This window comes from Microbacterium sp. oral taxon 186 str. F0373 (assembly GCF_000411455.1).
Lineage (GTDB): Bacteria > Actinomycetota > Actinomycetes > Actinomycetales > Microbacteriaceae > Microbacterium.
This window is the reverse complement of record NZ_KE150457.1, coordinates 1826422-1853248: the sequence shown is the minus strand read 5'-3', so window position 1 is coordinate 1853248 and position 26827 is coordinate 1826422. Positions and strand designations below refer to the sequence as shown.

Annotated in this window: 26 protein-coding genes and 1 pseudogene; 16 read left to right on the top strand and 11 right to left on the bottom strand. The window is 70.4% G+C overall.

From position 1 onward, the window contains the following. Positions 1 to 2 precede the first annotated feature (2 nt). Complete coding sequence (locus HMPREF1529_RS08680; RefSeq protein ID WP_016464527.1) at positions 3 to 1004, bottom strand: PDR/VanB family oxidoreductase; 1002 nt, start codon at positions 1002 to 1004, stop codon at positions 3 to 5. A 196-nt stretch (positions 1005 to 1200) separates the two neighbouring features. Between HMPREF1529_RS08680 and HMPREF1529_RS08675 the strand changes: the two genes are divergently transcribed. From HMPREF1529_RS08675 to HMPREF1529_RS08660, 4 genes are all read left to right on the top strand, one after another. After that, positions 1201 to 2493, top strand: coding sequence for an amidohydrolase family protein (locus HMPREF1529_RS08675; protein ID WP_016464526.1), 1293 nt, complete (start codon positions 1201 to 1203; stop codon positions 2491 to 2493). Beyond that, the gene (locus tag HMPREF1529_RS08670) at positions 2490 to 3284 is read left to right on the top strand and encodes an ABC transporter ATP-binding protein (protein WP_016464525.1); all 795 of its coding nucleotides are present in this window, start codon (positions 2490 to 2492) and stop codon (positions 3282 to 3284) included. The genes HMPREF1529_RS08675 and HMPREF1529_RS08670 overlap by 4 nt, the downstream gene beginning before the upstream one ends. After that, a complete protein-coding gene (locus HMPREF1529_RS08665) occupies positions 3281 to 4213 on the top strand; it encodes an ABC transporter permease (protein ID WP_016464524.1) in 933 nt (310 codons plus the stop codon). The genes HMPREF1529_RS08670 and HMPREF1529_RS08665 overlap by 4 nt, the downstream gene beginning before the upstream one ends. Before the next feature lie 84 nt (positions 4214 to 4297). After that, a complete protein-coding gene (locus HMPREF1529_RS08660) occupies positions 4298 to 5503 on the top strand; it encodes a hypothetical protein (protein WP_005051019.1) in 1206 nt (401 codons plus the stop codon). A gap of 57 nt (positions 5504 to 5560) precedes the next feature. Here the strand turns inward: HMPREF1529_RS08660 and HMPREF1529_RS08655 are convergent, their stop codons facing one another. Further along, a complete protein-coding gene (locus tag HMPREF1529_RS08655; protein WP_005051022.1) occupies positions 5561 to 6169 on the bottom strand; it encodes a cyclodeaminase/cyclohydrolase family protein in 609 nt (202 codons plus the stop codon). Positions 6170 to 6322: 153 nt separating this feature from the next. On the opposite strand from HMPREF1529_RS08655, the gene HMPREF1529_RS08650 reads away from it, so the two are divergent. Further along, positions 6323 to 7480, top strand: a complete 1158-nt coding sequence (locus HMPREF1529_RS08650; RefSeq protein WP_016464523.1) for a methylenetetrahydrofolate reductase C-terminal domain-containing protein — start codon at positions 6323 to 6325, stop codon at positions 7478 to 7480. Continuing rightward, a complete protein-coding gene (locus HMPREF1529_RS08645) occupies positions 7477 to 8565 on the top strand; it encodes a methylenetetrahydrofolate reductase C-terminal domain-containing protein (protein ID WP_016464522.1) in 1089 nt (362 codons plus the stop codon). The genes HMPREF1529_RS08650 and HMPREF1529_RS08645 overlap by 4 nt, the downstream gene beginning before the upstream one ends. An 8-nt stretch (positions 8566 to 8573) precedes the next feature. On the opposite strand, the gene HMPREF1529_RS08640 is transcribed toward HMPREF1529_RS08645, so the two are convergent. After that, entirely contained in the window at positions 8574 to 9185 is a 612-nt protein-coding gene (locus HMPREF1529_RS08640; RefSeq protein ID WP_016464521.1) for a helix-turn-helix domain-containing protein, read from the bottom strand. A 34-nt stretch (positions 9186 to 9219) separates the two neighbouring features. On the opposite strand from HMPREF1529_RS08640, the gene HMPREF1529_RS08635 reads away from it, so the two are divergent. Genes HMPREF1529_RS08635 through HMPREF1529_RS08625 form a run of 3 tightly spaced genes read left to right on the top strand, consistent with a single transcriptional unit; the run spans position 9220 to position 12052 of the window. Continuing rightward, entirely contained in the window at positions 9220 to 10593 is a 1374-nt protein-coding gene (locus HMPREF1529_RS08635; RefSeq protein ID WP_016464520.1) for an FAD-binding oxidoreductase, read from the top strand. Beyond that, positions 10590 to 11399 (top strand): creatininase family protein, encoded by an 810-nt coding sequence (locus HMPREF1529_RS08630; protein WP_016464519.1) that lies wholly within the window; start codon positions 10590 to 10592, stop codon positions 11397 to 11399. The genes HMPREF1529_RS08635 and HMPREF1529_RS08630 overlap by 4 nt, the downstream gene beginning before the upstream one ends. Next, the gene (locus tag HMPREF1529_RS08625; RefSeq protein ID WP_016464518.1) at positions 11396 to 12052 is read left to right on the top strand and encodes a pyridoxamine 5'-phosphate oxidase family protein; all 657 of its coding nucleotides are present in this window, start codon (positions 11396 to 11398) and stop codon (positions 12050 to 12052) included. The genes HMPREF1529_RS08630 and HMPREF1529_RS08625 overlap by 4 nt, the downstream gene beginning before the upstream one ends. A 30-nt stretch (positions 12053 to 12082) precedes the next feature. On the opposite strand, the gene HMPREF1529_RS08620 is transcribed toward HMPREF1529_RS08625, so the two are convergent. From HMPREF1529_RS08620 to HMPREF1529_RS08610, 3 genes are all read right to left on the bottom strand, one after another. Continuing rightward, the gene (locus HMPREF1529_RS08620) at positions 12083 to 12580 is read right to left on the bottom strand and encodes an HNH endonuclease (RefSeq protein WP_005051039.1); all 498 of its coding nucleotides are present in this window, start codon (positions 12578 to 12580) and stop codon (positions 12083 to 12085) included. Positions 12581 to 12893: 313 nt separating this feature from the next. After that, positions 12894 to 13670, bottom strand: coding sequence for a M23 family metallopeptidase (locus HMPREF1529_RS08615; protein WP_232212088.1), 777 nt, complete (start codon positions 13668 to 13670; stop codon positions 12894 to 12896). A gap of 354 nt (positions 13671 to 14024) precedes the next feature. After that, the gene (locus HMPREF1529_RS08610) at positions 14025 to 14732 is read right to left on the bottom strand and encodes a metal-dependent transcriptional regulator (RefSeq protein ID WP_016464516.1); all 708 of its coding nucleotides are present in this window, start codon (positions 14730 to 14732) and stop codon (positions 14025 to 14027) included. 99 nt (positions 14733 to 14831) lie between these two features. On the opposite strand from HMPREF1529_RS08610, the gene serC reads away from it, so the two are divergent. Next, positions 14832 to 15950: a phosphoserine transaminase gene (gene serC / locus HMPREF1529_RS08605; protein WP_016464515.1), complete on the top strand. Its 1119-nt coding sequence runs from the start codon at positions 14832 to 14834 to the stop codon at positions 15948 to 15950. Positions 15951 to 15974: 24 nt separating this feature from the next. On the opposite strand, the pseudogene HMPREF1529_RS15855 reads toward serC, so the two are convergent. The 3 genes and pseudogenes from HMPREF1529_RS15855 to HMPREF1529_RS08595 all read right to left on the bottom strand — a co-directional run. After that, positions 15975 to 16116: pseudogene (locus HMPREF1529_RS15855) on the bottom strand (TetR family transcriptional regulator); the annotation flags it as partial. 94 nt (positions 16117 to 16210) lie between these two features. Next, on the bottom strand, positions 16211 to 16807 hold the full coding sequence (locus HMPREF1529_RS08600) for a DUF3027 domain-containing protein (protein ID WP_016464514.1): 597 nt from the start codon (positions 16805 to 16807) through the stop codon (positions 16211 to 16213). Then, on the bottom strand, positions 16791 to 17174 hold the full coding sequence (locus HMPREF1529_RS08595; protein ID WP_005051055.1) for a cold-shock protein: 384 nt from the start codon (positions 17172 to 17174) through the stop codon (positions 16791 to 16793). Before HMPREF1529_RS08595 ends, HMPREF1529_RS08600 begins: the two co-directional genes overlap by 17 nt. Positions 17175 to 17313: 139 nt before the next feature. Between HMPREF1529_RS08595 and HMPREF1529_RS08590 the strand changes: the two genes are divergently transcribed. The 3 genes from HMPREF1529_RS08590 to HMPREF1529_RS08580 all read left to right on the top strand — a co-directional run bounded on the left by HMPREF1529_RS08590 (position 17314) and on the right by HMPREF1529_RS08580 (position 21063). After that, positions 17314 to 17604 carry a hypothetical protein gene (locus HMPREF1529_RS08590; protein WP_016464513.1) on the top strand — a complete coding sequence of 97 codons (291 nt, stop codon included), beginning with the start codon at positions 17314 to 17316 and terminating at the stop codon, positions 17602 to 17604. A gap of 1 nt (position 17605) precedes the next feature. Further along, entirely contained in the window at positions 17606 to 19348 is a 1743-nt protein-coding gene (locus HMPREF1529_RS08585; RefSeq protein ID WP_016464512.1) for a helicase-associated domain-containing protein, read from the top strand. Between the two features lie 71 nt (positions 19349 to 19419). Beyond that, positions 19420 to 21063: a DNA repair helicase XPB gene (locus HMPREF1529_RS08580; RefSeq protein ID WP_016464511.1), complete on the top strand. Its 1644-nt coding sequence runs from the start codon at positions 19420 to 19422 to the stop codon at positions 21061 to 21063. Between the two features lies 1 nt (position 21064). Here the strand turns inward: HMPREF1529_RS08580 and HMPREF1529_RS08575 are convergent, their stop codons facing one another. Further along, complete coding sequence (locus HMPREF1529_RS08575) at positions 21065 to 22093, bottom strand: CPBP family intramembrane glutamic endopeptidase (protein ID WP_232212087.1); 1029 nt, start codon at positions 22091 to 22093, stop codon at positions 21065 to 21067. A gap of 57 nt (positions 22094 to 22150) precedes the next feature. Between HMPREF1529_RS08575 and HMPREF1529_RS08570 the strand changes: the two genes are divergently transcribed. From HMPREF1529_RS08570 to HMPREF1529_RS08560, 3 genes are all read left to right on the top strand, one after another. Next, positions 22151 to 22843, top strand: coding sequence for a response regulator transcription factor (locus HMPREF1529_RS08570; RefSeq protein ID WP_005051066.1), 693 nt, complete (start codon positions 22151 to 22153; stop codon positions 22841 to 22843). A 10-nt stretch (positions 22844 to 22853) separates the two neighbouring features. Continuing rightward, on the top strand, positions 22854 to 24581 hold the full coding sequence (locus HMPREF1529_RS08565; protein WP_016464509.1) for a sensor histidine kinase: 1728 nt from the start codon (positions 22854 to 22856) through the stop codon (positions 24579 to 24581). 141 nt (positions 24582 to 24722) lie between these two features. After that, positions 24723 to 25010 carry a WXG100 family type VII secretion target gene (locus HMPREF1529_RS08560; protein ID WP_016464508.1) on the top strand — a complete coding sequence of 96 codons (288 nt, stop codon included), beginning with the start codon at positions 24723 to 24725 and terminating at the stop codon, positions 25008 to 25010. Between the two features lie 72 nt (positions 25011 to 25082). Here HMPREF1529_RS08560 and groL read toward each other — a convergent pair whose 3' ends face one another. Beyond that, complete coding sequence (groL, locus tag HMPREF1529_RS08555; RefSeq protein ID WP_005051072.1) at positions 25083 to 26702, bottom strand: chaperonin GroEL; 1620 nt, start codon at positions 26700 to 26702, stop codon at positions 25083 to 25085. Positions 26703 to 26827 lie beyond the last annotated feature (125 nt).

The following is a 26827-nucleotide window of genomic DNA, read 5'->3' as shown; positions in this document are numbered from 1 at the left end:
CGTCAGGCGTCGAGCACGATCCGCGGGCACGCTGCGCGCGAGACGCACACCATCATGACCGCGCTCTGCTCGCGCTCGAGCGGCGTGAGCACGGAGTCGCGGTGCTCGATCTCGCCCTCCAGGACGGGCACCTCGCAGGTGCCGCACGTCCCCCGACGGCAGCTGGAGAGCACCATCGTCGTGGGGCTCTGCTCCTCGATCGCCTCCAGCACCGACTGCGCGGGCTGCACGGTCACGATGTCGCCCGACAGGGCGAGCTCGACCTCGAACGGATCCGGCCAGACGGGCTCGCCGTACTCGATCGCCTCGAACCGCTCGACGTGCAGCGCTGCGGCGCGGCCGGCGGCTTCGAAACCGTCCTCGAGGGCGGCGATCAGCCGGGCGGGTCCGCACGCGTAGACCGGACCGCCGTCACCCGCGGCATCCACCAGCCCGGCCACATCCAGACGCGCCCCGCTGTCGGCGGGGTACAGACGCACCCGCCCCGCACCGCCGTCGAGCGCGCGCAGCTCGTCGACGAATGCCATCGTCGACAGCGACCGTCCGGCGTAGTCGAGGGTCCACTCCGCTCCGGCCCGCGCCGCCGCCCGCACCATGCCGAGAAGGGGCGTGATCCCGATGCCCCCGGCGACGAAGCGGTGGGTGACGGCGGGAACGATCTCGTACGCGAAGTGGTTGCGCGGTCCGCGCACGCGCAGGCGCTGCCCCACCTGCACCTCCTCGTGCACCCGCACCGATCCGCCCCGTCCCTCGTCTTCGCGCAGCACCGCGACCCGCCAGGTGGAGCGGTCGGCCGCGTCGCCGCACAGCGAGTACTGCCGTTCGACGCGCTCGGCCGCGGGCACGCGCGCGTCGGAGAAGATCAGATCGACGTGCGATCCGGGCTCCCACACCGGCAGATCGCGGCCATTGTGCGCAACGAGGTCCAGCGCCACGATCCCGTCGGCCAGCACGGTGCGGGCGGCGACCACGAGATCGCGTTCAACGTCACTGAAGTAGCTCATGGCTCCCACTCTCTCCGCTCGCGCAGCGCCCCCGCGTGCGAGGGCGGCGACCGGCCGCACTCTTCGCGCGGATTTAACACGGCCGCAATCCCGACAGGCCTGGCAGGAAACACGTCGAGCGTTTACTGATTCTCACCCGATGTTGGCCATACCAACAACACCGCACGACACCGCAGACCCCGAGGAGGACGATCAGATGGACGCCGAACTCCTGCAGCCGGGCCAGCGCATCGCGGCCCTGACCGGCCTCACCGCCTGCGGCGAGATCGGCGACCGCCTGGCCTTCGCGGGCGGCGTCGTGGTCGACGCCGATGCGTCCCAGCTCGCGGGCGGCGCCGGCGGCGAGACGGTCGATGCGACGGGCTGGATCGCCCTGCCGCCCCTGGCGGATCTGCACGCGCACCTCGACAAGGGCTACACCTGGACCTCGTTCGGCCAGCCCGAGGGATCGCTCGACGACGCGATCGCGTGCTGGATCGACCACGGCGAGAACCACTCCTCCGACGACATCAAGGCCGCAGCGCGGCGGCACCTGGTGGCCGCGCTGCACGCCGGTGTCACGGCCGTGCGCTCGCACACGAACTACCACCTGGGCGACGACCCCCTCCGCGGAGTGCGCGCCCTCATCGAGCTGCGCGACGAATTCGCCGGCATCGTCGACCTGCAGATCGTCGCCAGCCCCGGCGCGTCCGACGGCCCCGACGACCTCGGACGCGCCGCGGTGGCCCTCGGCATCGACCTCATCGGTGGTTTTCCCCACCTCGCCGAGGACCCCGGCGCCGATCTGGAGCGCAACGCCGCCTTCGCCGAAGAGTTCGGCCTCGGCATGGACCTGCACACCGACGAGACGCTCGACGCGGCATCCACGGGTCTCGCCGAGCTCGCCGCCCGCACGCGGCACTGGCCTGCCGGCGTGATCCGCTCGGCGGGGCACTGCGTGAGCCTGTCCATGCAGGATGCCGAGACCCGCGCCCGCACCCTCGCCGCCGTCGCCGAGGCCGGCGTCTCGATCATCACCAACCCGCTGACCAACCTCTACCTGCAGGGCTGGCAGAATCCGATCGCCACACCCCGCGGCATCCCGCCGCTGCGCGAGATCCTCGCCGCCGGCGTCACGCTGGCCGCCGGCGGCGACAACGTGCAGGACCCGTTCAACCCGCTCGGCAACGCCGACATGGTCGATGTCGCCTCCGAGCTCGTCGTCGCGGGCCACCTCACGCCCGCCGAAGCCTGGCACGTCAGCTCGAACGGCGGACGCGCCGCATTCGGACTGCCCCCGGCGCGAGGACGCGTCGGCGACGTCGCCGACGTCGTGCTCGTGCGCGCCGCACACACCGCCGAGGCCCTCGCCGAGCGCGCGCCCGACCGCATCGTCATCCGCGACGGGCGCGTGATCGCCGTCCGCCGCCGCGTGGTCAGCAGCGTGCTCGACCTGCGCGCCCTGCCGACCCCGCCCTCCGCCCCGACCTCCGAGGGAGCACTGCTATGAGCACCACCATCGATCCGACCGTCGCGCCTGCCACCGCCGCGACAGCGGTGGACACCACCACCGCGCCGACTCTCGCCTTCACCGACGTCGCCAAGGTGTTCGCCACCGGCACCCGCGCCCTCGAGGGCGTGTCGATCGACGTCCGTCCCGGCGAGTTCGTGTCGGTGGTCGGCCCATCCGGCTGCGGAAAGTCGACCCTGCTGCGCCTGGCCGCCGGCCTCGACGACGCCACCGAGGGAGCAGTCGACGTCCGCGCCGACACGACCAGCTTCGTCTTCCAGGAGGCGACGCTGCTCGAGTGGCGCACAGCCCAGCGCAACGTCGAGCTGGTCGGCGAGCTCGCCGGCGTGGGAGCAGCCGAGCGGCGCCGCCGCGCCGCCGAAGCCCTCGAACTGGTCGGCCTGAAGGGCTTCGAGAACCAGCATCCGCGTGCGCTGTCCGGCGGCATGCGCATGCGCGTCTCGATCGCCCGCGCGCTGGTCGCCGAGCCGCAGCTGGCCCTCTTCGACGAGCCGTTCGGCGCCCTCGACGAGATCACCCGCCTGAAGATGCAGACCGAACTGCAGCGCCTGTTCCAGCTCAAGGGCTTCGCCGCGATGTTCATCACGCACTCGATTTCCGAGGCCGTCTACCTGTCGAGCCGCGTGCTCGTGATGAGCGGACGGCCCGGCCGCATCGTCGACGACATCGAGCTGCCCTGGTCCTATCCCCGATCCCCCGAGCTGCGCTACGAACCCGAGTTCGGGCGCATCGTCGGACACCTCTCGCACGCTTTGGAGGCGCACTCGTGAGCCAGAACCTCGCCCTGAAGGCCCCGGCATCGCTCGCCGAGTCGGCATCCTCCGCGTCCGTCGGGGATGCCGCGGCATCCGCCGAGACGGCGACCGCGACCATGGCCGCCCGTCCGGCCCGCCCGAGCGGTGCGGCGAGCGTCGCCCGCCGCACCTGGTCGCGCGCGTTCCCGATCGTCGCGGCGCTGATCGGCATCATCGCGATCTGGTACGCCGTGTCGTACCTGCTGCTCAGCGAGAGCCGTCGCTTCCTGCTGCCGCCTCCCCACCAGGTGCTGGCCGAGACGATCGGCAACGACAAGGTGATCGGCCCGATGATCGCCGCACTGGGTCAGACCATCACCGTCGCCCTCATCGGCCTCGCGATCGCCGTCGCGATCGGCATGGGGTGGGCGATCGTCATGTCGCAGTGGACCCTCGCCGAGAAGATCCTCTACCCGTACGCCGTCATCCTGCAGACGATCCCGATCCTCGCCCTCACCCCGCTGATCGGCATCTGGATGGGCTATGGACTGCCCGCCCGCATCGTGGTCTGCGTCATCATCGCGGTGTTCCCGATGATCTCCAACACGCTGTTCGGCCTGCAGTCGGCCACGCCCGCCGCCCACGACCTGTTCACGCTGCAGAAGGCCACCAAGTGGCAGCGGATGACGAAGCTCATGCTGCCCGCCGCCATCCCGTCGATCTTCACGGGCCTGCGGCAGTCGGCCGGCCTCGCCGTCATCGGCGCGATCGTCGGCGACTTCTTCTTCCAGCAGGGCAGCCAGGGCATCGGCGGACTGCTGCGCACCTACACGCTGCGTCTGAACATGGAGCCGCTGTTCCTCGCGATCATCTTCACGGCACTGTTCGGCGTGATCGTCTTCTCGATCTTCGCCGCGCTGGACCGCGTCGTCGTCGGTCGACTGTTCGGCGTCGCCACCCGCTGAACCACCTCTTCTTTCCCTCCCTGCACCACGAACACGCACCACCCGTCTGTCCACACCGCACCCGAAGCCTTCCAGGAGGACACCGTGTCACAGCCCGCCTTTCTCTCCCGCCGCGTGATCGCACGCACCGTCGCGATCGGAGCGCTCGCCGCCACCGTCGCCGCCGTCGCGGGATGTTCCAGCACCGACGCCGCGGCTCCGGCGACCACCTCGGCGGCGAACGTCGCCGAGAAGGGCGGCCCGCTCGACCTCGCGAGCGTCTGCCCGGCGACCGTCGTCATGCAGCAGGACTGGCAGCCCGAGTCCGAGCACGGCGCCATGTACAACCTCGTCGGCGACGGCTACACCGTCGACACCGAGAAGAAGACGGTCACCGGCCCGCTCGTCGTCAACGGCACCGACACCGGCGTCAAGATCGAGGTGCGCTCCGGCGGCCCCGCGGTCAACTTCCAGCCCGTCCCGGCGCTCATGTACCTCGACACCGACATCCTCATCGGCGCCGTCAACACCGACGCGGCGATCGTCGCGAACGCCGACCAGCCCACCGTGGCCGTGACCTCGCAGCTGACCTTCAGCCCGCAGATCCTCATGTGGGACCCGGCCAGCCACAACGGCGCCACGACGATCAAGGAGGCCGCCTCGGCCGGCGACCCGATCGTCACCTCCGGCGACGTGATCCCGAACCTCCTGCTCTCGCAGGGCATCATCACGACGTCGCAGATCGACACGAGCTACGAGGGCACCCCGCAGCGCTTCGTCTCCGACCCGAAGATCCTGCAGCAGGGCTTCGCGACCGCTGAGCCCTACATCTACAAGAACGAGATCTCGCAGTGGGGCAAGGACGTCGGCTACCAGCTGCTGTCCGAGCTGGGCTACAACATCTACCCCGAGCCGCTCGCGGTGCGAAAGGCCGACGTCACCGACAAGGCCGACTGCCTGAAGAAGCTCGTCCCGATCATGCAGCAGTCGCAGATCGACTTCCTCAACTCCCCCGAGCACGGCAACGCCGTGATCCTGGACCTCGTCGAGAAGTACGACACGGGTTGGACCTACTCCGAGGGCGTCGCGCAGTTCTCCGTCGAGCAGCAGAAGAAGCTGGGCCTCGTCGCCAACGACAAGGCATCGGGCGTGTTCGGGCAGTTCGACCCCGCCCGCATGGCGTCGATCGTGAAGGACTTCACGCCCTTCCTCGTCACGGCCGGCAGCATCTCGCAGGCCGCCGCGTCGGCGATCGATCCGTCCGCGCTCTACACGAACCAGTTCATCGACACGTCGATCAAGATGAACTGACCGTCCTCACCGGCGATGCCCTGACTCCCCCGCGGGGGTCAGGGCATCGCCGTGTTCTCAGAGCGCCGCGGTCACGCGTTCTGCCACCGCGTCCAGGCCGCCGGCGGCGTGCGTCGCCTGATCCCACGCATCACGCAGGCGCTCGAGGGTCACGGCGTCGACTCCCGCGGCGGCGGCGCTGGTCGTGTTTCCCCGGATGTTCACGGCAGTCGAGCGGATGCCGCAGGCGAGCATCCGCGCGGCGACGGCGACATCGGGGGCCAGGCGATCCTCGCCGAAGCGTTCCAGCCAGAGGAGGGGCCCCTCGAGGGATGCCGCGAGTGCGACCAGGTCGGCGCCGGCGTCCGCGGCGGCGACGGTGGCGGTGCGCAGCGCCTCGCCGCGCTCGGGGTCGTCGATGGGGCGTCGGAAGGCCGCGACGAGCCGGCCCGACATCCGCCCGTCGTGCTCCGCGGCGGTGAGCGCATCGCCGCGCACCCGGGTCGCCGCGGCCGCGATCTCCGCCGCAGCCTCGGCCGGCGCGTAGCCGGCGGCCATCGCGACGAGCGCGGCACCGGTGGCGATCACGATCCCCGCGGCGGCACCGCCGCCGGGATCGGGGACGGGCGCAGACAACTGCTGCAGCCAGTCGTCGATGCGGGAGGCGGCGAGCGCGGACGTCGGCATGGGCCTCACTCTAGAGCCCCGCGCGCCGCGTGATTCCGCGGCGACATCGACGCACACGTGACCGTAACACCGGCGAAACGGCGCGCTCCTACAGTGGCATTGTTGGCGACACCAACATCGCCGGACCGATCCGCGAACGCGAGAGGAGCACCCGTGACCGCTCCCCTGCGCCTGCGCGAAGCAACACGGCGCTGCCCGAAGCGCATGGTCCACGGGCCCTGCGGCGGTGTCGCGATCGACGGCGGCTGCGAAGTGCCCGGCATCCGATGCTCATTCGTCGACGACCCCGCGGTACTGCACGATCTGGAGTTCTCCGCCGCCGAAGTGGACGCTCCGAACGCGGCCCGCGCGAGCGGCGACGCGCTGCCGGTCTCCCCGCGGGGAGAAGCATCGACGGCGTTCGCGGCCCTCGTCGACGCCGATGCGGTCATCACGGCCGACCTCCCGGTACGCTCCACCGACCCGGCCGTCATCACTGAGGCGGGCGTGCGACTGCGAGAGCTGACCGCCGTGATCGCCGGCGAGCCGCCCGGGCTGCGCGATGCGCTCAGCCTGACCCACAAGGCCCTCCTGCTCGCCGCCGCCGGATCGCGCGTGGTGGCCGGCCTCACCTGTCGCGACCGCAACCGGGTCGCACTCGAAGGAGAACTCGCCGCCCTCGCCGACCTGGGCGTGTCCGGCGTGCTCGCCGTGACCGGTGACCACCCGGCCTCCACCGCCCTGCCGCAGGCGCAGCCGGTCTTCGATCTCGACGCGACACGTCTGACGGCTCTCGCCCGCCGGGCCGGGCTCTTCGTCGCGGTCGCCGAACAGCCTTCCGCACCGCCCGTCGACCACCGGCCCGTCCGTCTCGCCCGCAAAGCGCAGGCCGGGGCGGAACTCGGCATCCTGAACCTCTGCGGCGACCTCGCCGAGATCCGCCGCTTCACCGCCGCCCTCGCGACCACGGCGGCCCCCGTGCCGGTACTCGTGTCGGTGCCGGTGCTCACGTCCGTCGCTACGGCCCGACGACTGGCCGCGCTTCCCGGGGTCGGCCTGCCGGACGAGCTCGTCACGGCGGTGGCCGGCGCCGACGACCCGGTGGACGCCGGTATCGCCGCGGCGGTCGCCTGGGCGCGCCGCGCGCTCGCGATCCCCGGCGTCGTCGGCATCCACCTGTCGGCGATCGCCGCTGCCGCCTCCGCTCCGACCGCGGGGGCGGCGGATGCCGCAGAACTCACTGCGGTCGACGCGTTGGCATCGGCGGCCGCGCGGCTGCGGACCGCGATCGCCACCGACGCGATCGCCGCCGAGACGGCGGGCACCGCATGAGCGTCGCGACGGCGACCCCCGCGGCAGCGGCCAGCCGCATCGCCGGATGCCCGAAGTCGATGGCCTACGGCCCCTGCGGCGGCGTCAACGCCGACGGGACGTGCGAGGTGCACCCGACCCCGTGCGTGTTCCTCGCCCGCGACCTCCCGGTGCGCTGGACGAGCCCGGCCACAGGTGAGACACCTCCGGACGCCGTCTCCGAAGACCCCTCCAGGCCGGCGACGACCGCCGGGCGCGAGCTGGTCGAGATCGCCGTGCGCCGGCCGCTCGTGTTCACCGGCTTTCCGGTGCGCGCCCTGCGTGCCGATGCCGTGGGGCCGACGGCCGAGGCGCTCGCCGGCAGCGTCGACGCCGTCCTCTCCGGCGACGCCGGACGCTCCCGCGTGCAGTTCCCCCCGTCGTACCGTGCGGCGCTGATCGGCGCGACCGGGCTGCGGGTGTGGATGGGATTCAACGCCCGCGACCGCAACCGCACCGCCCTGGAGCGCGAACTGCTGTCGCTACGCGTGCTGGGTGTCGCCGGGGTGCACTGCGTCACGGGCGATCACACGCAGACGGGCGACCGGCCCGATGCCCGCCCCGTCTTCGACCTCGAATCCACCACGACGCTGCCTCGGGCCGCCTCCCTCGGGCTTCTCACCTCGTTCGCCGAGTCGCCCGCCGCCCCGCCCGTCGCCGAACGCGGCGCACGCGTCGCCGAGAAGCAGCGCGCCGGGGGACGGATGTGTCTCACGCAGTACGCCGGGGATGCCGAGGAGGTCGCTGCCTTCGTGGCGCTGTGCCGTGCGGCCGGCGCGGACGTGCCCGTGCTCGCGGGCGTGCCCCTCGTCGTCGACCGTGAGGGCGCAGAGCTGCTCGCGTCCTTCCACGCCGCGAAGCTGCCCTCCGGCTTCATCGACCGCCTCTTCGCCGCGCGGGACGTGCGCGCGGAGGGCATTCGTCTGGCTGTCGCGTACGGGCGCGCGCTGCTCGCCACGGGCGCCGTTGGCGGCGTGGTCATCGCCGGCGGAGCCCGCTCCGGAGGCGAGGCCGCGTACGCCGCCGACCTCGCCACGGTCGCACGGGAACTCGGAGGCGGATCGTGATCGACCGCTCAGTGCGCGCCGGCGCTGCCTTCCTTCACGGTGAGGACCTGCACGCTCTCGCCCGGTTCGGTGCGCCACCGGTGACGTATGCCGCCCTGGTAATACACCGCGTCCCCGGCTTCGAGGGCGAACTCGTCGGTGTCCAACACCACCACGAGGCGACCCTCGAGCACGTAGACGAACTCCTCCTCGTCGTGCACCCACCACAGATCCTCGGTGAAGGTTCCCGACATCACCATCGGCACGAAGCGCGGGTGGTCGCGGGCGAGGACCCGCATCGGGCTGCCCCCGGCATCCAGCGGCGTCGCTTCGCTCGCCCGGAAGACGTGGAAGCTGCCCGCCCCTCGCGGCGCCGCGTCGGCGTCATCGGTAAGCAGCGCCTGCTGGGTCGTGCCCAGCGCCTGCGCGACGCGGAACAGCGACGTCATGCTCATCCGTTCCAGCCCGCGCTCGACCTGGCTCAGGAACGAGTGCGACAGCTCCGCCTGCACCGCGACCTGGGTGAGCGTCATCCCGCGGCTCTGGCGCAGCGCCCGGATCCGAGCGCCCAGCGCACGCGACGCGGACGCGGGCCCGTCGTCGCCCTTGGCGCCACGGCGCGAGGAGACGGCATCCGACATGACTGAAGACTATGACACACGAAAGGAAACCGAGATGACCGGCGCGACCCCTACCGACGTCCTCGATCCCGCGGCGACCGGCGCCGCTTCCGCCCCCGACTACGCCGCCCTCGAAGCGGAGCTGGCCACCGCGCTCGGGCCCCGCGGCGTCTCCAGCGACCCGCGTCAGCGCGAGAAGGCGTCGGTCGACGGCGCGCGCATGTCGCCGATCATCGCCGAGCAGCTGCCGCTCGGGGTGGCCGACCTGGTCGCGTTTCCCGCCGATGCCGCTCAGATCGCCGAGACCGTCCGCATCGCCGTCGCCCACGGCGCGCCGGTGACCCCGCGCGGCAAGGGCACCGGCAACTACGGTCAGGCGATCCCCATGCCGGGCGGACTCGTCCTGGACACCTCGCGCGCACGGGCCGTCGTCGAGGTGGGCGACGGCTGGATCACCGCGGAGGCGGGAGCACCGATGGCGACCCTCGAGCTCGCCGCTCGCCAGCACGGCCAGCAGCTGTGGATGTACCCCTCCACCGTCCATTCGACCCTCGGCGGGTTCCTCTCCGGCGGATCCGGCGGCACCGGCTCGATCGCGCATGGCGCCAACCACGAGGGTTTCGTCCTCGCGCTGGACGTCGTGACCCCGGCATCCGAGGGCGAGCTCGTCCGGGTGGAGGGCGATGAGGCCCTCGGGTACGTCCACAACTACGGCACGGCCGGCATCATCGCGCGCGCCACGGTGCGGCTGGAGCCGATGAACGACTGGCGCGGGCTCTACGCGTCCTTCGACGACTTCACCGGCTCGATGTCGGTGCTGCAGCGCCTCGCGGCGCTCACCCCGACGCCGCGCCTCGTCTCCGCCGATGACCCGCACGTGAGCGCCCAGCTGCCGCCCGACCCGGCCTTCCCCGAGGGCCGCAGCTCGCTGCGGACGATCATCGATGCGAGCCTCGTCGAAGAGGCGTCGATGATCATCACCGGCGCCGGCGGACGCATCGAAGACGTGCGCGAGGGCCCCCAGGTGTCGGCCGCGATCTCGGTGCTCAGCTACAACCATCCGATCGAGTGGCTGCAGAAGTCCGAACCGGGCGTCTACTTCCACGTCGAGGTGGGCGGCGACGCGCTCATCGATCGCCACGATGAGGTCATGGCCGTCTATCCCGGTGCGCACCTGCACATCGAAGCGACCGCGCTGCGTCCGATCGGCATGCTCGCCGGCGTGTACGAGAGCCCGGAGCAGGTCGTCGACGGCATCGCAGCGCTCACCGACCTCGGCGTCGGCGTGCACAGCCCGCACCAGTGGAACGTGGACTTCCGCCTGCCCGAGACGGTCGCCCTCGCCCGCACCACCGACCCCCGGGGCCTGCTGAACCCCGGCAAGCTCAACCCGGACTACACCGGTCCGGTGAAGGGATCGATCCGATGACCGCCGCGTTCACGCCCCCGTTCACCCCGACCTCCCGCCACTGGGCCGATCTGTCCGGTCCGGCGCTCACGGCTGCACTCACGGAGCGTTCGATCGCTGTCGTGCCCATCGGTGCGATCGAGCACCACGGGCCCCATCTGCCGCTGCGCACCGACGCCCTGGTCGCCGAGACGATCGCCACCGCGGCGGTCGAACGCGTTGCCGCCGACGGGATCGACGCATGGGTGCTGCCGACGATCAGCTACGCGAAGTCCGACGAGCACCACTGGGCGCCCGGGACCGTCTGGCTCGAGGGCACCACGGTGCTGGACACGCTGGTGGACATCGGTCGATCCGTCGCGATGACCCCCGCCAAGACCGTCGTGTTCGTCAACGGTCACGGCGGCAACGTCATGCTGCTCGGATGGGCGAACCGCGAGCTGCGCCGCCGCTTCGGCCTGCGCACGTTCTCGATGCCCGCGACCGCCGCCGGGGCCGGCGACGGCCTGGACGGACGCCCCGACGAGAAGGGCCAGGGCATCCACGGCGGCTTCTCGGAGACCTCCCTGGTCATGCACCTGGCGCCGCACCTCGTGGCCCCCGAGATGCCGGCGCGCAACATCCCTGAGCACATCGCCGGCCTCACCCACATCGGCTTCAACCGCAAGCCGGTGATGTTCGGCTGGACGAGCGACGACTTCGGCCCGGAAGGCGTTATCGGCGACGCGACCGGCGCGAACGCCGCGCACGGCAAGGAGCTCTACGAGCGCGGCGTCGACTTCGTGTGCGAGGCGCTCGCCGAGATCGACGGGTTCGTGTTCGGGTGACGGCGTCATACACTCCCGGCATCCCGCCCGCGCCCGTCGTGATCGATCACGACAGCGACCCGGTGCAGTCCGACACCCCCGTCGCCGATCCCCTGGCCCTCGCCGGGGCCTGGCTTCCCGGTCCCGGCGAGGACCGTCTGCTGATGACCGTGTCGACGATCGGCCTCGACGGGCTGCCCGATGCCCGCACGACCATGCTGAGCGACTTCGACGGCGAACGGTTCTTCTTCCACACCGACGCTCTCAGCCGTAAGGCCGCCGAACTCGCCGCCCAGCCCGGCGTCGCGCTGACGATCCTGTGGCCCGGGTTCACCCGCCAGCTGGTCGTGCAGGGTACGGCGGCGCGCTCGTCGCGCGCCGAGTCCGACGAGGCCTACCACCGGCGCTCCGCCTACCTCCAGCAGCTCGCCTGGCAGAACACCGACGCGTTCGCGCAGCTGCCGCTGGCCGAACGGCGCGCCCGCTGGGATGAGTTCCTGCGGGCTCACGGCGGTCCCGACGACCCCTCCTTCACGCCGCCCGAGGCGTGGGCCGGATTCGCGGTCACCCCGCACCGCCTGGTGTTCTGGGTCTCCAACCCGCTCGCCGCGAGCCGCCGCATCGCCTACACGCGCGAGGCTGCAGGCTGGACCCTCACGACGCTGCCCGGCTGACCGCCGCCGCGTGGCGGGCGGGCACGCCTGTCACGCGGCGAGCGACAGGTACGGCTCCCACGCCGGCTCAGAGCGTTCGGTGCCGCGCACCGTCCACTGCGGTCCGCGCGGCGGCTGCGGTGCCCACCGCAGCTCCCACCCCATCTCCTGCGGGGTCCGATCGCCCTTCATGTTGTTGCAGCGCAGACACGCGGCCACCAGGTTCTCCCACGAGTCGGCGCCGCCACGTGAACGCGGCAGGACGTGGTCGATCGTGGTGGCGCCCTTGCCGCAGTAGGCGCACCGGTGGGCGTCACGGCGAAGCACGCCGCGACGCGTGACCGGCACCCGCCGAGCCCCCGGCACGCGCACGTAGCGCGTGAGGACGATGACGGCCGGACGGTCGCAGGATCCCCGGATCCCCCAGACGGGGTTGCCGTCCATGCGTTCGATGACGGTCGCCTTCTCGTTCATGACGAGCACAAGGGCTCTCTTGAACGAGACGACGGCCAGGGGTTCGTATCCGGCGTTCAGCACCAGTGTGCGCATGCGCGTTCCTCTCGAACGGCCGTCGATGGCTTCGACGGCTCTCCGTTGTCGACGCGGCGCAGGCACGGCGGCGCAGGCACGAAAAAAGGCGCTGTCATGAAGACAGCGCCTTGAACCCACGACGAATGTCGCGGCAGTCGTGCACACGATGCCGAAGGACATAGCGGCCCACCGCATTCACGGTTCGAATGCGAGATCCTGTGTCCATGCGGCTCCCCCTCGGCTGTGCGAGCGTCGGGATCAGGCTAATGCACGTAGAGCCCGCCGGGGCGAATCAGAGGTGAACGAATGCCGCGTGTCGACGCAGACAGCGTCAGCGGACGTTCGCGACGAGGAAGTCCTCGGCGTTGGTCCACGATCCGTTGACGTAGATCTCGAGGTGCAGGTGGGTGCCGAACGCGCGTCCCGTGTCACCGACCTGGCCGATGATCTGTCCGGCACGCACGGTGTCGCCGACGACCACGCGACGGGTGCCGTACGACATGTGCGCGTACAGCGAGGTCACCGTGTTGCCGCCGATGTTGTGGGCGATCTTGACGTAGACGCCCCATCCGGGACCATCCTCGCTCGACTCGACCACGACGCCGTCGGCGATCGCGTAGATCGGGGTGTAGCGGTCGACCATGTAGTCGGTGCCCTTGTGGCCCGGGTACGGCTCACCGAAGTGGTTGAAGAACGGCAGGGGACGCACGACGGAGCCCGCCGGAGCGATCGTCTCGGCGAGCGAGCCGGAGTAGACCGAGGCATCGGCGGATGCGGTGGATGCCGCCGCGATGCGGGCAGCCGCCGCGGCTTTGGCGGCATCCTCGTTCTTCTTGGTCTGGATCTCTTCGGGCGTCGTCGCCGAATAGCTGTCGCGGGCCAGGGCGGCCGGCGTCGCTTCGGACGCGATCACGAGCGACTGCGCGTTCTCCGCGGCGACCTGCTGGAGCGTGACCGCTTCGGCGGGGCTCGACGTCGAGGCGGCGAAGGCCGGCGCGATCGCGACGGTGGCGATCAGACCGCCGACGGCGGCGACCGTGATGAAGCTGCGGACCGGATGGCCTCTGCGGCGCGAGCGTCGCGGCGCGGGGGCCGGCGTGACAGCCATTGCTCGCACAGCGGGGGCGGAGCCCGCGGAACGGGTCAACGCGCCGCGCTGTGCGCGGCTACGCCGTGTCGGTGTCGTCGCTTCGGACTCGGGGATCTCCTGCGACGGGTCGTACTGTTCAGCCAATTGTCCTCCGGCGCCTCTGCGATACCGCTCGGGGCGGTCCGCTGGTTCGTCGGCACTCGGTGTCAGGGCACAGATGTACGGGTGTCACCGCGCGAACGACGAACCGATGAGGCAATCCGTGCGGAGGTCCGTGGCGGGCTTCTCGCCACGTGGACTTTTCGAGGCTACCGGAAGGTAACGAATAAGTCACGCACAGGTGTTCATGCCCAGGCGCTTCCCGGGTGACGCTCAGGCGTGCGGGACCGCGTCGACGAGGAAGATGTGCGAGGCGACCTCGACCGGAAGCTCCAGTCCATCGACCTTGCCGGCCATCTGCACGAGGACGTAGCCCTCACTGAACCGGAAGTCGCCGACGCCTCCCGGCACGACGCCGGCGTCGCGCAGCTGCTCGAGGAGTTCGGGGTCGACCTGCACCGGCTCAGCGAGGCGCCGGACGGTGCCGTGCACCGGGCCGCCGGTCTCATTCAGCAGGCGTACGAGACCCACCACGCCGTCATCGAAGGTGCGGGCCGGCACGTCGCCCAGCTGGTCGAGGCCCGGGATCGGGTTGCCGTACGGCGACTCGGTGGGATGGCCCAGCAGCTCGATGAGGCGGCGCTCGACGAGCTCGCTCATCACGTGCTCCCAGCGGCAGGCCTCTTCGTGCACGTACGCCCAGTCGAGACCGATCACGTCACTGAGCAGACGCTCCGCCAGGCGGTGCTTGCGCATGACGTCGCCGGCCTTCTGCCGCCCGGGGATCGTGAGCTCCAGCGAGCGGTCGTCGGAGACCACGACCAGACCGTCGCGCTCCATGCGTCCGATCGTCTGCGACACCGTCGGACCGGAGTGGCCGAGACGCTCCGAGATGCGCGCACGCAGGGGGACGATGCCTTCCTCCTCGAGCTCGAGGATGGTACGCAGGTACATCTCGGTGGTGTCGATCAGATCCGTCATGGGCAGGCCTCGTGCACGTTCGTGGGTGTGTTCTCAGCCTATCCGTTTCTCACGGCGACGCGGCGGGGCGCCGGCGGCGCTGACCCTAGAATCGGGAGCATGGCCCACGTCACGCTGCCCCGCGAGATCCTGCCCGCCGACGGTCGCTTCGGTTGCGGCCCGTCCAAGATCCGGCCGGAGCAGCTCGCTGCCCTGGCGGGCCCCGGTGCGGTGCTGATGGGAACCTCGCACCGACAGGCCCCGATCAAGAACCTGGTGGGCCAGGTGCGGATGGGCCTCAGCGACCTGCTGCGTCTTCCCGACGGCTACGAGATCATCCTCGGCAACGGCGGCTCGACGGCGTTCTGGGACGCGGCCGCGTTCGGTCTCATCGAGCGCCGCGCGCAGAACCTCGTCTTCGGCGAGTTCGGTGGCAAGTTCGCCGCTGCGGCCGCCGCGCCGTGGCTCGAAGCGCCGGACGTGCGCAAGGCGGATGCCGGAACGCGCACGGTCGCCGAGGCGGTCGAGGGTGTCGACGTGTACGCCTGGCCGCACAACGAGACCTCCACCGGTGTCGCGGCACCCATCTCCCGTGTCGCCGGTGACGAGGGCGCGCTCACCGTCATCGACGCGACGAGCGCGGCCGGTGGCATCAACTTCGCCGTCTCGCAGACGGACGTCTACTACTTCGCGCCCCAGAAGAACCTCGGTTCCGACGGCGGCCTGTGGTTCGCGGCGGTCTCCCCTGCCGCCATCGAGCGCATCGAGCGCGTCGCGGCATCCGGCCGCTACATCCCCGAGTTCCTGAGCCTGAAGAACGCTCTCGACAACTCGCGACTCAACCAGACGCTGAACACCCCCGCGGTCGCCACTCTCGTGCTGCTCGACAAGCAGCTCGAGTGGATCAACGGCAACGGCGGCCTCGGCTGGGCGGCGGGCCGCACGGCGGAGTCGTCGCAGGCCCTGTATCAGTGGGCCGAAGACTCCGCGGCGGCGACCCCGTTCGTCGCCGATCCGGCCGACCGCTCCCCCGTCGTGGTCACCATCGACTTCGACGAGTCCGTGGATGCCGCGGCCGTCGCCGCGAGCCTGCGCGCCAATGGGATCGTCGACACCGAGCCGTACCGAAAGCTCGGACGCAACCAGCTGCGCATCGCCACGTTCGTCTCGATCGAGCCCGACGATGTCCGCCAGCTCATCAAGGCGATCGACTACACGATCGAGCACATGCGCGGCTGAGGCCGATCGCCCCGCGCCGCGGATTCACGCCAGCGGTGACGGCCGAGGATCCAGCACGGCCGCGACGATGGCCTCGATCGCGAACTCAGAGGCCGCCGAGATCGAGCGCATCGGGCTCGAGCAGCCACTGCACCTGCAGGCCGTCCATGACGGCGAGGATCGCGGCGTCGCGCGAGGAGGTCTTGCAGTCCGCGCCGTTCACCGTCGCGTTCTGACACCCGGTCGTTGAGCGCGCGACGCCGGCGCGAGTCGAAACGCCGCTAGTCCTCGTCGGCGTCGGCGTCCTCGTCGTCGGTGTCGTCGTCCAGCACGTCGATGTCGACGCCGTCGACGTCGCCGGCGTGCAGAATCGGCGAGCCGTCGTCGTCGAAGTCGGCGGCATCCAGATCATCCACGTCGTCGAGGTCGTCGTCGTCGAGATCATCGTCCGAATCGTCATCGGCGTCGGCAGCATCCTCGGCCTCGACGCCGCGCTCGGCGGCGAGCGCCGCCTGCGCGGCCTGGTACTCGGCCAGACGCACCGCCCACGGCACCCACTCGGGTGCCAGGAGGGCCCCCTCACCCGGAAGGAGCTCGGCCTCGAGCACGGTCGGCTCGGCGTCGTCGACGACAGCGAGACTCACCGTCCAGAACCAGCCGGGATAGCCCTCCATCGTCGTGGCGAAACGCAGGGAGACGACACCGTCCGCCTCGAGCGTGTATCCGGCGGGGTCGCCGATCGTCGCCGCCGGCGTGATCTCGCGCAGCGCGGACAGCGCCAGGTCGTGGGCCGCGAGCAGGCGGTCGTCGGCGACGAGCACCGGCTTTTCGCCCTCGGCATCCGCGCCGGAGTCGACGGACTCAGGCGTCGAGTTCATCGGCGACCTTGCGCAGGATCGCGGCGACCTTCTTGCCCTGTCCCGCGTTCGGGTAGTGACCGTGACGCAGGTCGCCGCCGACCTTGTCGAGCAGCTTGACGAGGTCTTCGACCACGATCGCCATGTCATCCGGCTTCATCCGGTTGCGCTTGGCGAGGCTGACGGGGGCGTCGAGCACCCGCACCGCCAGCGCCTGCAGCCCGCGCTTGCCGTCGGCGACGCCGAAGTCGAGGCGCGTTCCGGCCTTCAGCCCCTCGGTGCCCGCGGGGAGGGCCGTGGCGTGCAGGAAGACGTCCTGGCCGTCATCGGTGGTGATGAAGCCGAACCCCTTCTCGTCGTCGTAGAACCTGACCTTGCCGGTGGGCATCGCAAAAACCTCGCTCGTCGGCGCCCTGAGGCGCGGTGACATCGTGACCCGTGCCGCGAGGGCACGAGGGTGGGCATCCTGCCCACTCCAGCCTACGACACCGCTACGCCCGACGCGGGGACGCAGTAGGGTGATCCCGATGCCCTCTTCGTCTTCTCGCACCCCCGGCTCGGCCGACGATCTTCCCGTCCGCCGCATCGACCGCGTCCTCGCGTTCATGTCCCTGGGTCTGTTGTTGCTGTCCGTGATCTGCTTCGTCGCGATCATGATCGGCTCGGCTGGGGGCATGAAGCACGACGACTTCGGGCAGGGCGTCTGGCCGTTGGTCGGCACGCTCGTCTATATCGCGCCGATCGTCGCGTTCATCCTGCTGATGGCAGTGCTCATCATGACCTTCGTGCGGAAGGCCCGGGTCGGCAAGGGCCGCTGACGTGACCGGATCGGATGCGCGCGCTCTCGCACAGCACCTCGTGCAGCGCACCGACGACGCCCTGACGGCTTTGTTCGCGGCGCGCCACGTGTCGCCCACGGCGAGCTGGAACGACGCATTCGACGCGGCTGAGTCGCTTCTGGACCCGTCATCGATCGAGCGCACGCTGCGGGGCCTCACCTCGAGCGAGATCTCGGCCCTCACTGACGCCGCCCCGGCCGCAGACGATGGCGTCCGCTCCCGGCTGCAGGAGCTGGCGCTGGTGGACGAAGAGGGCGTGGTGTACGACGCGGTGTCGTCCGCATTGGCAGCCCTCACCACGGCGCCGATGCCCGCGGTCGGGCTCGACGAACAGGAGGGCGCGGATGCCGAGGGCCTGCCCGACGACGCCGGCGCCGCGGAGCGGGCGTTCTCCTCGCTGGGCTCGCTCGGCGACATCCTGCACGCCGCACTGACGCATCCGTTCGGCCGCATCGGCTCCGGCACGCTCGGCGCCGCCGACCGTCGCCGCCTCATCGAGGACGGGATCGTCGACGATGCCGCCGCCGCCGATGAACTGGTCGTGATCGCCGAACGGACCGGTCTGCTGTCGGGGCAGGAGAAGACCTGGCTCGTCACGGCCCGGGGTTCTCAGTGGCTGCATACCGACACGATCGCGCGGTGGACAGAGGTGGCCGCAGCGCTTGTCGAAGGATTGCCGCGTGGACTGCGGCGACCGACCGGCGGCTGGCTCCCGCCCGCGGCGTGGGCGCGGGCTTACCCCTTGGATGCGCTGTGGTCGGAGAGGGCGGCGAATCTCCGTGCGCTCCTTCGACGTTGGGGCGTCCTCGACGAGGCGGACCGCCCCGCCTCGTGGGCGCGCGACACGTTCGTCGACGGCGCGAGCGCGCCGTTCTCCTCCGCGACCCTCGACGAACTCTCCCGGCTGCTGCCGAGCGAGGTCGATCGGGTGTACCTGCAGAACGACCTGACCGCCATCGCGCCCGGACCGCTGTCGCCGCACCTCGACATGCGGCTGAGGTCGATGGCGCGGCGGGAGTCGCGTGCGCAGGCGTCGAGCTACCGCTTCACGACCGAGAGCATCGCCGACGCCCTCACGGCGGGTGAGAGCGCCGAGTCGCTGCGCGCCTTCCTCACCGAACTCTCGCTCACCGGCTTGCCCCAGCCGCTGGCGTACGAGATCGAACGCACCTCTCGCACGCACGGCATGGTCCGCGTCGGTCCCGACGACGAGGGCCGCACCCGGGTCTGGAGCGACGACGAGGCGCTGCTGCGCACCCTCGCCGTCGATCAGGCGCTACGTCCCCTCGGGCTCGTGCAGGACGCCGACGGCCTCGTGACCCGCAGCGGGGCCGACACCGCATTCTGGATGATCGCCGACGCCCGATATCCGGTCGTCGCGGTGGATGCCGACGGCCAACGTCGACGCCTCGACCGCCACCGCCTGGCGCCGACACCGACCGAGCCCTCACCCGATCGCGACACGTACGCCGCGCTCCTCGCGCGGCTGCGCGCCGCCCCTACCGACGATGCCGACGCCGCGTGGCTCGGCCGCGAACTGGATCACGCCGTCAAGGCGCGCGCCACCATCGTCGTCGCGGTGCGTATGCCCGACGGCACCGAGCGCGAGTTCACGATCGAGGCGACCGGCCTCGGCGGCGGACGCCTGCGGGGACTCGATCGCACCGTCGATGTGGAGCGCACCCTGCCGGTGTCCAGCATCAACGGCATCCGTCCTCTCTGACCGCCTGCAGGCACACGCGGGAACGGCGACGCGAAGCCCCGGGCGCTGCGAGGTCGGTAGACTGGGACGCTATGGCTGACGGCCCCCTCATCGTGCAAAGCGACCGCACCGTGCTGCTCGAAGTCGCTCACCCCCAGGCGGAGACAGCGCGGCACGAGCTCGCGATCTTCGCCGAGCTCGAGCGCGCACCCGAGCACATCCACACCTACCGGGTCACCCGGCTGGGGCTCTGGAACGCACGCGCCGCCGGCCACAGCGCCGACGACATGCTCGCCACGCTCGACCGCTGGTCCCGCTTCCCGGTGCCCGCCTCGGTGTCGATCGACATCCGCGAGACCGTCAACCGCTACGGGCGCCTGGTCATCGAGCGGGATGCCGAGGGCGCGCTCGTGCTGCGGGGCTCCGATCCCGCCGTTCTCGCCGAGATGGCCAAGAACAAGCGCATTCAGCCGCTGCTGATCGGCCACCCCTCCCCCGATACCTACGTGATCGACGCCTGGGCGCGCGGGCACATCAAGCAGGAGCTGCTGAAGATCGGCTGGCCTGCGGAGGATCACGCCGGCTACACCCCCGGAACCCCGCACGAGATCGACCTGCACGAGGACGGGTGGACCCTGCGTCCGTACCAGCGCCACGCCGTCGACATCTTCAGCGAGGGCGGCTCTGGCGTCGTCGTGCTCCCCTGCGGCGCCGGCAAGACGCTCGTGGGCGCCGCGGCGATGGCCGAGACGAAGACGACGACCCTCATCCTCGTCACCAACACCGTCAGCGCGCGCCAGTGGCGCGACGAGCTGCTCAAGCGCACCACGCTGACCCCCGAGGAGATCGGCGAGTACTCCGGTCAGACCAAGGAGGTCAAGCCGGTCACCATCGCGACCTATCAGATCCTCACGGCCAAGCGGAAAGGCCAGTACGCGCACCTGGCGTTGCTGGACGCGCTGGATTGGGGCCTCATCGTCTACGACGAGGTGCATCTGCTCCCCGCTCCGGTCTTCAAGCTCACCGCCGATCTGCAGGCACGTCGCCGCCTCGGACTGACCGCGACGCTCGTCCGGGAGGACGGCCGCGAAGGGGACGTGTTCAGCCTCATCGGCCCCAAGCGCTTCGACGCCCCGTGGAAGGAGATCGAGGCCCAGGGCTTCATCTCTCCGGCCGTCTGCTACGAGGTGCGCGTCGACCTCCCGCCCTCCGACCGCATGGAGTACGCGGCATCCGCCGACGACGAGCGCTACCGTCTCGCCGCCACGGCTCACGCGAAGATCGGCGTGGTCAAGGATCTCGTCGCCCGTCACGCGGGAGAGCAGATCCTCGTCATCGGCCAGTACCTCGATCAGATCGACGTGCTGTCCGAGGCGCTGGACGCACCGAAGATCACGGGGGCGACGCCCGTCGACGAGCGCGAGGAGCTGTTCGCCGCGTTCCGTGAAGCGCGCCTGCCGGTGCTCGTGGTCTCGAAGGTCGCGAACTTCTCGATCGATCTGCCCGATGCGTCGGTCGCGATCCAGGTGTCGGGGTCGTTCGGCTCACGACAGGAGGAGGCCCAGCGGCTCGGCCGACTGCTTCGTCCCAAGTCGAACGGGCACACGGCGAGCTTCTACACGCTCATCGCACGCGACACCGTCGACCAGGACTTCGCCCAGAACCGGCAGCGCTTCCTCGCCGAGCAGGGCTACAGCTACACGATCCTGGATGCCGAGGGCATCGCCGCCGCGTAGGTCACCAGACGGGAGCAGGCGGCGGCAGGACCAGCGTGCGCGGCAGGGGGCGACGCGTCAGCATCCACTCGACGAGCGCGACGTACCCGGCGATCAGCAGGAACGACCACAGGAAGCTGACCAGTCCCGTCGTGCTCTGGGTGGGGCTGGACCCCGACGCGAGCGAGAGCAGGAACGCCGACAGGTTGTTCACGACGTGGAGGGCGATCGCCGCTTCCAGTCCGCCGGTGCGCCACGTGAGCCAGCCGGCGGCGACGGCGAAGAGCCCCACACCGATCTGACCGAGCAGGTCATAGCCGTGACCGAGGACGAACAACGGCACGGGCAGCAGGATCGCGAAGGCAGGATGCCGCAGCCAGCGCCCGATGCTCTGCATGAGGTACCCGCGGAAGATGTACTCCTCCGCCGCCGCCTGCACCGGAACGAGCAGCAGCACGATCACCAGCGTGATCGGCCAGGTCGCGGCCGGGACGGGCGTCCCGGGCTCCTCCATTGCGCCGGGAAGGAGGAAGCCCACCGCGGTCAGCACGACCGACACGCCGACGGCGAGCGCGCCGCAGCGCAACATCCAGCGCCAGCGCAGCCGCCCCGCGGCGGAGGAGACGAGCCCGACCCGCGGTCCGTTCACGATCAGTGACGCGAGGATGTAGGCCGGGAGCATGAGGGCGATCGTGCCGAGCAGGATCGCGACCATTAGCGGGTCGCCCATGTCGACGCCGCCCGACTGACCGAGGCGTCCCAGGTCGTCCAGGCGCGCCGGGTCGCCCAAGAGCGCGATGCCGATGACGACCATGACGAAGACCAGGAACCCGAGGTAGATCGCGAGTCCCAGGATGCCGGTGACCAGCGGCGTCCACCATCCCGAGCGTCGGCGCGCGAAGATCAGGCGGTGGAAGGCGAGACCGCCCACGAGGGCGTCGGCGGGCAGAGCCCGGGCCGCGCGGGAGATCGCGGGCGCGATGGGTGACATCGGTGGCGCGAACAGCGGTGTTGACGGAGGGACGGGGACCTGCGGCGCGGGCGTCGTCATCCATCCATCTTCTCCGATATCCAGCAAAGGGAAGGGTTGCGATGCCAGGATGGGGCTATGACCGCACCGCGCATCCTCGTCGTGGACGACGAACCGAACATCCGGGACCTGCTGGTCACGAGCCTCAGGTTCGCCGGCTACCAGGTGCGCGCCGTCGCGAACGGCGCGCAGACCATCTCGGCCGTGCTCGAGGAGGAACCCGACCTCATCATCCTCGACGTCATGCTCCCGGACATGAACGGGTTCAGCGTCACGAAGCGCCTCCGCGGCGCGGGCTACACGGCCCCCATCCTCTTCCTCACCGCGAAGGATGAGACCGAGGACAAGATCGAGGGCCTGAACGCGGGCGGCGACGACTACGTCACCAAGCCCTTCTCCCTCGACGAGATCGTCGCGCGCCTGCAGGCGATCCTGCGTCGCACCATGCAGGCCGACGAGGAGTCGACCATCCGCGCGGGTGAGCTGACGATGGATCAGGACACGCACGACGTGACCGTCGGCGATGTGTCGATCGACCTGTCGCCCACCGAGTTCAAGCTGTTGCGCTACCTCATGCTCAACCCGAACCGCGTGCTCAGCAAGGCGCAGATCCTCGACCACGTCTGGGAGTACGACTTCAACGGCGACGCCGGCATCGTGGAGAGCTACATCTCCTACCTGCGCCGCAAGATCGACCCGTATTCGTCGGAGCCGCTCATCCAGACCAAGCGCGGCTTCGGCTACATGCTGAAGGCCGGCAAGACCACCTGATCCGCGCGCGATGACGGCGGACGGCGTGTACGCGGCCCACGCGAAGAAGAACGACCGCCTCACCTCGTGGTGGCGCGGCCTCAGTCTGCGCGCGAAGGTCACCGGCGTCACCGTCGCCGTGCTCACCGTCGGCCTGCTCGTCGCCGGGTTCGGGACGGCGGTTTTCCTCCGCAACGCCCAGATCGCCGAGCGCGACCAGTCGATCAGCCAGACCGTGACGCTCGACCAGGCCAGCAGCCTGCTGAGCGTGCAGGTCGTCGACGGCGTGGCACAGTTCGAACCCGCCGAGTATCCACCGCTCACGTCCTTCTACATCGCGGTCTACGGACCCGACGGCACGCTGCTGGCCCGTGGTGGACCGACCGCCGACGGGGGCCCGGTCTTCCCGGCGACGTTCGGACTCGATCGCACTCTCATGCAGGGCACGGCCCCCTTCGATCTCACTTCCGCCGACGGGAAGACGACCTTCCACGCGGCGGTGGACATCCTGCAGATCCCGGGGGCGCGCGAGAACAACGTGCAGCTACTGGCTCTCCCCCTCACCCCGGTCAACCAGACGGTCGCGAGCTTCGTCGGCATCTACGGCATCCTCGCGGTGCTGACGGTGCTCGTCAGCGCCTTGTTGACGCGCTGGCTCGTCACCCTGGCCTTCCGCAGCCTCGGGCAGGTGGAGCAGACGGCGATGTCGATCGCGCGGGGCGACTTCGGCCAGCGCATGGGCGACATCGCCCCCGGCACCGAAGTCGGAAAGCTCAAGACGGCGATCAATGCGATGCTCGATCGCGTGGATCAGGCGCTCGGCCAGCGTGACGCCACGGTGCTGCAGATGAGACGCTTCATCGGCGATGCGAGCCACGAGCTGCGCACCCCGCTGGTCACCGTGCGCGGATACGCAGAGCTGTATCGGATGGGCGCCATCTCCGGCGACGAGCAGACGGCCCAGTCGATGGAGCGCATCGAGAAGGAGGCGATCCGGATGGGCGGCCTCGTGGAGGATCTCCTCGCCCTGGCCCGGCTCGACGAACGTCGCGACATCGTCGTGGCCCCCGTCGACCTGCGCCCCATCGCCCGCGACGCGGTGCTCGACGCCCGGGCGACCGCACCCGAGCGGACGGTATCGTTCCGCGACGATGCGCCGCGCCCGCGGATGCTGCGCCCGGCATCCGTGCCGCCGACCAGCAGCACCCCGACCCGCAAGCGCCCGCCCACGGCCACGATCGGCGCGTTGCTGCGGCGTCGTCCGCGCGCGGAGGACGCTCTCGTGAGCGCACCGCCGACGCCAGCGGAAGCACCGCTGCTGGCGGAGCGCGAACCGGTGGTCCTGGGCGACGAGAACCGCATCCGTCAGGTCGTCGCGAACCTGCTCGGCAACGCGCGCCGGTACACGCCGGACGGCTCACCCATCGAGCTCGCCGTGGGCGTCGACGAATCCGGTGGGATGGGATGGATCTCGGTCATCGATCACGGCGAAGGCATCGCTCCGCAGCTGCGGGAGAAGATCTTCCAGCGGTTCTGGCGTGCCGACACCTCGCGCACGCGGGAGACGGGCGGCTCCGGCCTGGGTCTGTCGATCGTGGCGTCGGTGGTCGACGCGCTGCACGGATCGATCGTGGTCAGCGAGACGCCCGGCGGCGGCGCCACTTTCCGTGTGGCGTTCCCGCTCGCGCAGCGCCGCGACGCCGCGGAGCATCTCTTCATCGAGACACAGCCCCTGCCTCGGCTGCACATCGACTCCTGAGGCACCGAGGCTGCGAGCTCCGCTCGAGGCTTCCTCCCCAGAGCCCCTCCGTGAGCGCATTGCGTACACCCGTGCTCTGGGCCATCTCAGGCCAGCGCACCGCTGGCTAGCGTGAACCCACACCGACGAAAGGACGTCATCATGACCGCGTTCAGTGTGGACTCGGAAGCCGTACTCAGTGCAACCGGCGCGATCCGCGCCACCGCCGATCGCCTGCAGTCAGAGACCGCCGCGATGCTCGGCCAGCTCACCCAGCTCCAGGGTGCGTGGACGGGCAGCGCGGCCGTTGCCTTCCAAGGGTTGGTCGATCGGTGGCGGGCTGCACAGACGGAGCTGGAGAGCGCGCTCGGAGACATCGGCACCGCGCTGGGTCACGCCGGCGCACAGTACGCGCAGACCGAGAGCGCCGCCGCGAGCATGTTCCGCTGAGGCCGCCCGACTGCGCACCGCTCCACGCAGAAAGGCCCCTCCGAAGAGGGGCCTTTCCGTTGAGATCCGGACTCAGAAGTCCATGCCACCCGTGGGGTCGCCCGCGGGAGCGGCGGCCTTCTCGGGCTTGTCGGCGACGACGACCTCGGTGGTGAGGAACAGACCCGCGATCGACGCGGCGTTCTGCAGCGCCGAGCGCGTCACCTTGGCCGGGTCGATGATGCCCGCGGCGAACATGTCGACGTACTCACCGGTCGCGGCGTTCAGGCCCTGGCCGACGGGAAGCTCCGACACCTTGTTGGCGACGACACCCGGCTCGAGGCCGGCGTTGAGGGCGATCTGCTTCAGGGGCGCCTCGATGGCGACCTTGACGATGTTCGCACCCGTCGCCTCGTCGCCCGTGAGCTCGAGCTTCTCGAACGCACGCTTGCCGGCCTGGATGAGGGCGACACCACCACCGGGGACGATGCCCTCCTCGACGGCGGCCTTCGCGTTGCGAACGGCGTCCTCGATGCGGTGCTTGCGCTCCTTGAGCTCGACCTCGGTGGCCGCGCCCGCCTTGATGACGGCGACGCCGCCGGCGAGCTTGGCGAGGCGCTCCTGCAGCTTCTCGCGGTCGTAGTCGCTGTCGGTGTTCTCGATCTCGCGCTTGATCTGGGTCACGCGACCCTCGATCTGCGCGGACTCGCCCGCACCCTCGACGATCGTGGTCTCGTCCTTGGTGACGATGACCTTGCGCGCCTTGCCGAGCAGGTCGGTGGTGGCGTTCTCGAGCTTGAGACCGACCTCCTCCGTGATGACCTGGCCACCGGTGAGGATGGCGATGTCCTGGAGCTGCGCCTTGCGGCGGTCGCCGAAGCCGGGGGCCTTGACGGCGACCGACTTGAAGATGCCGCGGATCTTGTTGAGAACGAGGGTCGCGAGAGCCTCACCCTCGACGTCCTCGGCGATGATGACGAGCTCCTTGCCCTCCTGGATCACCTTGTCGACGATCGGCAGAAGGTCCTTGATGTTGGAGATCTTCTGGTTCGCGATGAGGATGTACGGGTCCTCGAAGACAGCCTCCTGGCGCTCCGGGTCCGTGACGAAGTAGGGGTTGATGTAACCCTTGTCGAAGCGCATGCCCTCGGTGAGCTCGAGCTCGGTGCCGAACGTGTTCGACTCCTCGACCGTGACGACGCCTTCCTTGCCGACCTTGTCGATCGCCTCGGCGATCAGCGCGCCGATCTCGGGGTCGGCGGCGGAGATGGATGCCGTGGCGGCGATCTCCTCCTTGGTCTCGACCTCCTTCGCGGACGCGAGCAGCTCGTCGGAGAGCGCCTTGACGGCCTTCTCGATGCCCTTCTTCAGGGAGATGGGGTCTGCGCCGGCCGCGACGTTGCGCAGCCCTTCGCGCACGAGGGCCTGGGCGAGGACGGTGGCCGTCGTGGTGCCGTCACCGGCGACGTCGTCCGTCTTCTTGGCGACCTCCTTGACGAGCTCCGCGCCGATCTTCTCGTACGGGTCGTCGAGCTCGATCTCCTTGGCGATCGAGACACCGTCGTTCGTGATCGTGGGGGCGCCCCACTTCTTCTCGAGCACGACGTTGCGACCGCGCGGGCCCAGGGTCACCTTGACGGCGTCGGCCAGGATGTTCAGGCCACGCTCGAGGCCACGGCGGGCCTCCTCGTCGAAAGCGATGATCTTTGCCATAAGTGTGTCGTCCCTCCCGGACGTGAGGATGAGTCTTTAGCACTCGCGATGATTGAGTGCTAACTCATTCTGGCACTCTGGCATGACGAGTGCAAGCCGCGCCGAGCGGGCGCGACGGGAGGGTC